At 72.9% G+C, this 7,758-nt stretch carries 6 protein-coding genes and 1 pseudogene; 5 read left to right on the forward strand and 2 right to left on the reverse strand.

The annotated features are described in order from the left end of the window. Positions 1-790: pseudogene (locus FM076_RS19455) on the forward strand (transcriptional regulator); the annotation flags it as partial. A 237-nt stretch (positions 791-1,027) separates the two neighbouring features. Here FM076_RS19455 and FM076_RS19460 read toward each other — a convergent pair. Together FM076_RS19460 and FM076_RS19465 are read right to left on the reverse strand one after the other, a co-directional pair. Beyond that, entirely contained in the window at positions 1,028-2,347 is a 1,320-nt protein-coding gene (locus FM076_RS19460) for an MFS transporter (protein ID WP_173872285.1), read from the reverse strand. Positions 2,348-2,598: 251 nt separating this feature from the next. Then, positions 2,599-3,384, reverse strand: coding sequence for a DeoR/GlpR family DNA-binding transcription regulator (locus FM076_RS19465; protein WP_173872286.1), 786 nt, complete (start codon positions 3,382-3,384; stop codon positions 2,599-2,601). A gap of 147 nt (positions 3,385-3,531) precedes the next feature. On the opposite strand from FM076_RS19465, the gene FM076_RS19470 reads away from it, so the two are divergent. From FM076_RS19470 to FM076_RS19485, 4 genes are all read left to right on the forward strand, one after another. Then, a complete protein-coding gene (locus FM076_RS19470) occupies positions 3,532-4,197 on the forward strand; it encodes an HAD family hydrolase (RefSeq protein ID WP_345945108.1) in 666 nt (221 codons plus the stop codon). Beyond that, positions 4,194-5,264, forward strand: coding sequence for a 2-hydroxyacid dehydrogenase (locus tag FM076_RS19475; RefSeq protein WP_173872288.1), 1,071 nt, complete (start codon positions 4,194-4,196; stop codon positions 5,262-5,264). The genes FM076_RS19470 and FM076_RS19475 overlap by 4 nt, the downstream gene beginning before the upstream one ends. Then, a complete protein-coding gene (locus tag FM076_RS19480) occupies positions 5,261-6,715 on the forward strand; it encodes an FGGY-family carbohydrate kinase (RefSeq protein ID WP_173872289.1) in 1,455 nt (484 codons plus the stop codon). Before FM076_RS19475 ends, FM076_RS19480 begins: the two co-directional genes overlap by 4 nt. A 49-nt stretch (positions 6,716-6,764) precedes the next feature. Then, on the forward strand, positions 6,765-7,758 hold a 994-nt coding region (locus FM076_RS19485; RefSeq protein WP_173872290.1), incomplete at its 3' end, for a dihydroxyacetone kinase family protein.

Here is a 7,758-nt window from a genome sequence, read left to right on the forward strand (position 1 = left end):
GGCTGCCCGCACCAGGGCGGGCGCGGACGCCCGTACCGACGGGAGCCGGGCGGGCGCGGGGCGGTCGTCCGCACCGGCGTCCGGGTCCCGGGGCGCGGCGGAGACCGGCGGACCCTCGTCCTCGGCCTCACGGCCCGCCGCCCGGCACGGCGGTGGCGGCGGTGGCGGCGACGGCGCCGCCGAGCGTTCCGGCGGCGTACTCGTCAACGTCGCCGTCCGCCCCTACGTCTACGAGAACCCGTGCAGCCAGCACTTCCTCGTCGACAGCGGGCCCGAGCAGGTCGGTCCGCCGGCCGGTGAGCAGGACGCGCCCCGCTGGGTCGCCGCCAACGGCGCGGTCGCCTCGGGGGAGCAGCGTGTGGCGCTCACCGTGCAGGGCACCGGGGAGGAGACCGTCGTCCTGGAGGAGCTGCATGTGCGCGTCCTCGACAAGGGCGCGCCGCTCGCCTGGAACGACTACGCGATGGGTGTGGGATGCGGCGGCAAGGTCGGCACCACGTCGTTCGCCATCGACCTCGACAACGGGAGCCCGGCCGTCACCGTCAAGGGCGGTCAGCGCGACTTCCCGTACAAGGTCAGCGAGTCCGACCCGGAGGTCTTCTACGTGACCGCCCGCACCAAGGCGCACGACGTGCGCTGGGACCTCACTCTCAAGTGGTCCAGCGGGGGCCGGCGCGGAACGGTGCACATCGACGACGACGGCAAGCCGTTCCGTACGAGCGCCGGTTCCGGACGCCCCGGCTATGACTACCCGCTGGGCGGCACCGAGTGGATCGAGCGGGAGGGGTGACCGGGAGGGGCCCTGGGGAACCACGGGGAGTCACGGGCAGCGACGGGGGAGCCGAACGGGAGCCGCGAGCGGAGCTTCCGCACGGAGAGCACGCCGCGGACGGGACGCCGGAGGGGCTCCGGCCGGTTGCGCGCCGGAGCCCCTCCGTGTGTCGTCAGCGGTTGTGCGGGGTGCCTCCCGGGCGGGTCGTCTCACCGGCCCGCCCGGAGGCTACGACGCGCACACCCTGCTCGGTGCTCACACCGTGCTCGGTGCCGACCCCTTCTCCGCGGGGGCCGGGGCGGCCGGCGTCGGCGCGCCCTGTTCCTCGGGCATCTTGAGGAAGAAGGTGAGCACCATGGCCACCAGGTACAGCGCCAGGAAGACGATGGTGACGCCGCCCGCCCCGACGAGGGGGAGGAACAGGGAGGCGATGGCGGGGCCGACGAAGGTGGCGCCGCCCGCGCCGAGGTTGAGCAGGGCCATGGCGCCGCCCTTGTTCTCGGGCGCCATGTTGGGGATCAGCGCGGAGATCGGGACGAAGCCCGCGAGCGTGGCGCCGTATAGCATGCCGGCCAGGACGGCGACCCAGTAGTAGTCGGGGCCGAGCCAGGTGGGCACGAAGTAGAGGACGGTCACGCTGATCGCACAGCCGAGGGCGCCGAAGGTGGCGATGGTGGTGCGCCAGCCGATGCGGTCGGAGACGGCGCCGAAGATCAGGTTGAAGAAGATGTTGGTGCCGTAGATGATCGCCAGCAGCTGGAGCCACTTGTCGGTGCCGAAGCCGACGTCGTCGGAGAAGATCCGCGGCAGGTAGACGAGCATGCCGAACTCGGGCGCGGTGTTGATGACGCGCACCAGGCAGCCGACGAGGACGCGGGGGTTGGTCCAGACGATGGAGACGCTGTTGTAGAGCGACTGCCCGGTGGTCACGCCGGGTTCGGCCAGCCGGTCGCCGCCCTCCCGGCGCTTGGCGCCCACCAGGGCGATGGCGCCGCCGACGAGGATGAGGCCGAGGGCGGTCCACAGGGTGCCCATCTCGCCGATCTGCGGAATGGTGAAGCTGGACCACAGGGAGCCGAGGGTGGGCAGGCCGCCGGTGAAGGCGAAGTAGAACCAGCCGACGGCGGTGCCCAGCCGGGCCTTCGGGGCGCTGCCGGTGATCCACACCAGGAAGCCGAAGGCGAAGAGCGGGTAGCCGAAGCCGCGGATGCCGTAGAAGAGGAGCATCAGCGGGAAGCTCTCGGTGCCCAGCGCGAAGAGCAGGTAGAGGGCGTCGAAGACGGCCCAGATGACCAGGCCGACCCACATCACCTTGCGGGGGCCCCACACCTGGGAGAGGGCGCCGGAGAACCAGGACGCCAGCATGACGGCGACGCCGTAGACGGTGATGACGTAGCCGGCCTTCACGTCGGTCCCCGCGCCGTGGTCGGCCATGTAGGGGGCGATGAAGCCGCTCTCGACCCCGTCGCCGATCATGAACAGCAGCACGCCGATGTACCCGAGGACCAGGGGTTTCGGCAGCCCTATGCGATCGAGCACCCCTCTGCCGGGGTCACGCGTCGCTGCATCCGCCATCGGGGGGCCTCCGCTCTGAGGTAACCAGTTGGTGCACCGCAGATCCTCAGCCCGACTGCGAGAAATATCAAGAGCTGTGTTAAAAACATCGTCGAGTTTTGTTATCGCGTAACAGGACGGCTCGGTTCCGTAGTCGCCGTCGCCGTCGCCGTCGCCGTCGCCGTCGCCGTCGCCGTCGCCGTCGCCGGTCGCGTCGGCCGCTGTGGTCCCCAGTCGCGGTCGCAGCCCGCGCCCACGTGCCCGCGAGAAGATCAGGCCGCCACCACACGTACCTCGGTCAGCTTGCGCATCTCGGCCACCACCTCGTCCTCCACGGGGCCGGTGAGCACCACGTGGTCGAACGCGCCCACCGGGTCGAGCCGGTGCAGCGCGCTGCGCCCGACCTTGCTGTGGTCCATCAGCAGCACACTGAGCGAGCCCGCCTCGCGCATCGCCCGCTTGAGCGCGACGATCTCCTGCTCCTGGTGGTAGGTCATGGTGCCGGTCATGGCCGAGGTGGAGACCAGGGTGAGATCCACCGAGAAGCTCTTGATCATCTCCAGTGCGGAGAGCCCGATCCACGAGTCGTGGGTGCGCGAGTACTCGCCGCCGATCCCGATGAGCCGTACGTCCTCCACGGCCCGCAGCTCCTCGGTGATCAGCCGGTAGTTGGTGACCACCGTCAGCGGTCCCACCTGCGGCAGCAGCTTGGCCAGGGCGAGCGCGGTGGTCGAGTCGTCCAGCATCAGCGACATCCCCGGCGCCACGAAGTCCAGCGCCGCGCGGGCCAGCGCGTCCTTCTCGTCGGTGTGCGCGTGCAGCCGGAAGTCCGAGCTGGACTCGAAGACGGTGGAGGGCTGGGCCGTCACACCGCCGTGGTACTTGCGCAGGATGCCCCGGTCGGCCAGTTCGGCGATGTCCCGGTGGACGGTCATCACGCTGACGCCGGTCAGTTCGGTCAGCTCCGCCACGGAGGCGTCGCCCTTGGCCAGCACGTGGTCGACGATCTGCTGCTGACGTTTCTGGCGCGAGGCGCGCGCTGCTCCCTGGGCGGTCATACGCACCATCCTGCACCCCGCGCGGCCGGTCGCGGGCCCGGGACCGGCCGGAGTCTCACAGGAGGACTGGTTGGCGTATCAGGCCACAAGTGACAGATAACAGAACCGATGTTAATTTGCAGGGAGCCGAAGGTGAGGAGTCCGGCCGTGGCCGATGCAGTGGTGTTTGACATGGACGGAGTGCTCGTGGAAAGCGAGCATCTCTGGGAGCGGCTGTGGACCGCGTTCGCGGCCGAGCGCGGCAAGCGGTGGGGCCCGGAGCAGACCAAGAGCTGCCAGGGCATGAGCGCCCCCGAGTGGGCCGCCTTCCTCACCGACTTCGCGGGCGGGGGCGACAGCGCCGCCGACACCGAGCGCACCGTCGTGGACGGCATGATCAAGGCGCTGGAGGACGGCGAGATCGACCTGCTGCCCGGCGCCCGCGCGATGGTCACCGACGCCGCCGCGCTCGGCCCCATCGCGCTCGCCTCGTCCGCGCCGCGCCGCGTCATCGACGCCGTCCTGGCGCACCATGGAATCGATCACCACTTCAAGGCCACCGTCTCCAGCGCCGAGGTGCCGCGCGGCAAGCCCAGCCCGGACGTCTACCTCGCGGCGGCCGGCAAGCTCGGCGTGCCCGCGGCCGACTGCCTCGCGGTCGAGGACTCCAGCAACGGGCTGCGGGCCGCCGCGGCGGCCGGGATGACGGTCGTCGCCATCCCCAACCCGGGCTACCCGCCGGCCGCCGACGCCCTGGCGGGCGCCGCCTACTGTGCGAGTGACCACGAGGCGGTACGCCGCTACCTGCTGAGCAAGCTCAAGGAGTCCCGATGACCGAGGTCCTGGCCTCGGGCGACCACTTCATCGCCCCCCAGCTCTTCGTCGACGCGCTCAGGGCCGCGGCCCCCGGCGCCGAGCTGACCTTCCGCACCCAGACCACCCCCTGGCCGCACACCCCCTTCGGGCCGGTCGGCAACGTCAAGGAGGCCAGCGGCACCGAGGAGGAGCTGCTCGAAGCCCTCGGTGACGCGGAGATCGCCCTGGTCCAGATGGCGCCCTTCACCGACCGCGTCATCCGCGAGGCGCCGAACCTCAAGCTGATCGCGGTCGCGCGCGGCGGCCCCGTCAACGTCGATGTGGAGGCCGCCACCCGGGCCGGCATCCCCGTCACCTTCACCCCCGGCCGCAACGCCGCCGCGGCGGCCGAGTTCGCCCTCGGCCTGATGCTCGCCGCGATGCGCCGCATCCCCGCCTCCGACGCGGAGCTGAAGAAGGGCACCTGGCGCGGCGACTACTACGCCATCGAGAACGCCGGCATCGAGCTGGACGGCACCACGGTCGGCCTGGTCGGCTACGGCGCCATCGGCGGCATCGTCGCCCGCGTGCTGCGCGCCTTCGGCTCCCATGTGCTGGTCCACGACCCCTACGCCGACCCGGCCAGGGCCGCGGCCGACGGGGTGGAACTGACCTCGCTGGAGGATCTGCTGCGCCGCAGTGCGGTCGTCAGCCTGCACGCCCGTGTCACCCCCGAGACGCGGCACATGCTGAATGCCGACAACCTCAAGCTGCTGCCTCGGGGCGCCGTGCTCGTCAACTCGGCGCGCGGCGAGCTGATGGACTACGGCCCCCTGCCGGACATGCTGCGCAGCGGCCACCTGGGCGCGCTGGCCCTGGACGTGTACGACGTCGAGCCGCCGCCCGCCGACTGGCCGCTGCACGGCGCCCCCAACGTCATCACCACCCCGCACCTGGCGGGCGCCACCCGGCAGACCGCCGACCGCGCCGCCGCCGTCACCGCGGCCCAGGCCGCCGCCCACCTGCGGGGCGAGCGTCCCGAGTTCGTCGTCAACCCCCAGGTCTTCGACGCGGAGGGGACCGCCGGGCAAGGACGGTCGTCATGATCCTCGGCGTCGACGTCGGCACCTCGGTCACCAAGGCCCAGCTGATCACGCGCGACGGGCGCACCGGTCCGGCGCACGAGGCCCGCAGCACGCTCTACACGCTGCCGGGCAACCGCGTCGAGCAGGACATGGACGAGGTCATCGGCACGGTCGTGACCGTGGTGAGGGCCGCCGTCGCCGACGCCGCACAGCTCGACGCCGACGAGCCCGTCGAGGCCCTCGCCCTCACCGGGCAGGGTGACGGGCTGTGGCTGCGGGACGCGCGCGGCCGTCCGGTGGGCCGCGCGCTGTCCTGGATGGACGGCCGGGCCGCGCCCGTCCTGGACCGGTGGACCGCCGACGGCACGGCCGCCGCGGTGCACCGGCGCACCGGCGCCGGGATGTTCCCCGGCGCGGCCGGCCCGCTCCTGGCCCACCTGGCCGAACACGAGCCCGACCGGCTGGCCGCCGCCGATGTGGCCGGCTACTGCGTGGACGCCATCGCCCAGCGCTTCACCGGCGAGCGGACCGTCGACGCCTCGGACGCCTCGGTCCCGTTCCTGGACGTGGCCACCCGCACCTACGACGACGAGGCGCTCCGGCTGTGCGGACTGGACCGGTGGCGCGGACTGCTGGCTGAACCGGCGCCGCCCGGCACCCTGTTCGGCCTGCTGCCCAAGGTCGCCGCCGAACTGGGCCTGCCCGCCGGGCTGCCGGTGAGCGCCGGCCCCTTCGACATCCCCGCCTGCGGGTTCGGCTCCGGCCTGGAGCAGACCGGCCAGGGCAACCTCATCATCGGCACCACCCTGGCCTGCCAGGTGCTCGCCGACGACCCCGCGCCGGGCGAGGGCGCCCGTGCCGAGGCGGCCGGCATGGTGCTGGCCACCCCCTACGCCGACCGCTATCTGCGGGTCATGCCCGCCATGATCGGCACGGCCGGGCTCGACTGGCTGCTGGGCATGCTGGGCGTGGGCATCGAGGAACTGGACGCCCTGCTGGCCCAGTCCCCGCACGGGGCCGGCGGGGTGACGGCGCTGCCCTTCCTGTCCACCAGCGGCGAGCGTGCGCCCTTCGTGGACGCGCGGGCCCGTGGCCGGCTGGACGGCCTCTCGCCGCTGACCGGACGCGCCGACCTGGTGCGCGCCCTGTGCGAGTCGGTCGCCTACTCGGCCCGGCACTGCCTGGAGGCCCTCGGCGTCGACGGCGACATCACCGCCTGCGGCGGCGGGGCGCGCTCCGGCGAATGGGGGCGCATCTTCGCCGGGGTCCTCGGCCGGGACGTGCACGTGCGCCAGGACGCGGTGGGGATCCGCGGCGCCGCGCGGGTCGCCTGGGACGCGCTGGGTGTCCGGGCCGGCCTCCCGCACTCCGGGGCGCGCATCGCCCGCGCCGACGACGAGGCGGTGGCCTTCTACGAGGACGGCTACCACCGGTACCTGGACGCCCTGAAGACAGCCCGCGAGTCCTGGTGAGAGGGCCGCACGAGGCGGCGGTGGAGAACCGACAGCTGGAGCGAGGAAGATGACGCGGATATTCAACGACCCGGCCCGCTTCACCGAGGACATGGTGAAGGGCTTCACCGCGGCGCACCCGGAGCACGTCCGCGCGGTCCCCGGCGGTGTCGTACGGGCCCGCCGCCCCGACGCCCCGAAGGTGGCCGTGCTCACCGGGGGCGGCTCCGGCCACTACCCCGCGTTCTGCGGCGTGGTGGGCGAGGGGTTCGCCGACGGTTCCGTCATCGGGAACGTCTTCACCTCCCCGTCCGCCGCGCAGGCGTACTCCGTGGCGACGGAGGCCGAGACGGGCGCCGGCGTGCTGTTCCTGTTCGGCAACTACGCGGGCGACGTCATGAACTTCGGCCAGGCGGCCCAGCGGCTGACGGCCGAGGGCATACCCGCCCGCTGCTTCGCCGTCACCGACGACATCGCCAGCGCCCCGGCGGATCAGGCCGGGCGGCGCCGCGGCATCGCGGGCGGCTTCACCGTCTACAAGACGGCCTCGGCGGCGGCCGAGGAGGGCGCGGACCTCGACGAGGTGGTCCGCGTCGCCGAGCACACCAACGCCCGGACCCGGTCCCTCGGCGTGGCGTTCGCCGGGTGCACGCTGCCGGGTCAGGGCCAGCCGCTGTTCACCGTGCCCGAGGGACAACTGGGCCTGGGCCTGGGCATCCACGGGGAGCCCGGCGTCAGCGAGAGCGCGCTGACCACCGCCGAGGACCTGGCCCGCACCCTGGTGGAGGGCCTGCTGGCCGAGCGGCCCGCCGAGGCCGCCGGCAGCGACCGGGTGGCCGTCCTCCTCAACGGCCTGGGCGCCACCAAGTACGAGGAGCTGTACGTGCTGTGGGCGGCCGTGGCGCGGCTGCTCACCGAGGCGGGGCTCGAACTCGTCCGCCCGGAGGTGGGGGAGCTGGTCACCTCGCTGGACATGGCGGGCTGCTCGCTGACGGTCACCTGGCTGGACGACGAGCTGGAACGGCTCTGGCTCGCACCCGCCGACACCCCGGCCTACCGCCGCG

Source organism: Streptomyces albus subsp. chlorinus (assembly GCF_013302895.1).
GTDB classification, from domain to species: domain Bacteria; phylum Actinomycetota; class Actinomycetes; order Streptomycetales; family Streptomycetaceae; genus Streptomyces; species Streptomyces chlorinus.

Excerpts from the sequence above, each read along its gene's own strand:
- FM076_RS19480 (WP_173872289.1), top strand. The coding sequence starts at position 5,261 with ATGATCCTCGGCGTCGACGTCGGCACCTCGGTCACCAAGGCCCAGCTG.
- FM076_RS19465 (WP_173872286.1), bottom strand. The coding sequence starts at position 3,384 with ATGACCGCCCAGGGAGCAGCGCGCGCCTCGCGCCAGAAACGTCAGCAG.
- FM076_RS19460 (WP_173872285.1), bottom strand. The coding sequence starts at position 2,347 with ATGGCGGATGCAGCGACGCGTGACCCCGGCAGAGGGGTGCTCGATCGC.
- FM076_RS19475 (WP_173872288.1), top strand. The coding sequence starts at position 4,194 with ATGACCGAGGTCCTGGCCTCGGGCGACCACTTCATCGCCCCCCAGCTC.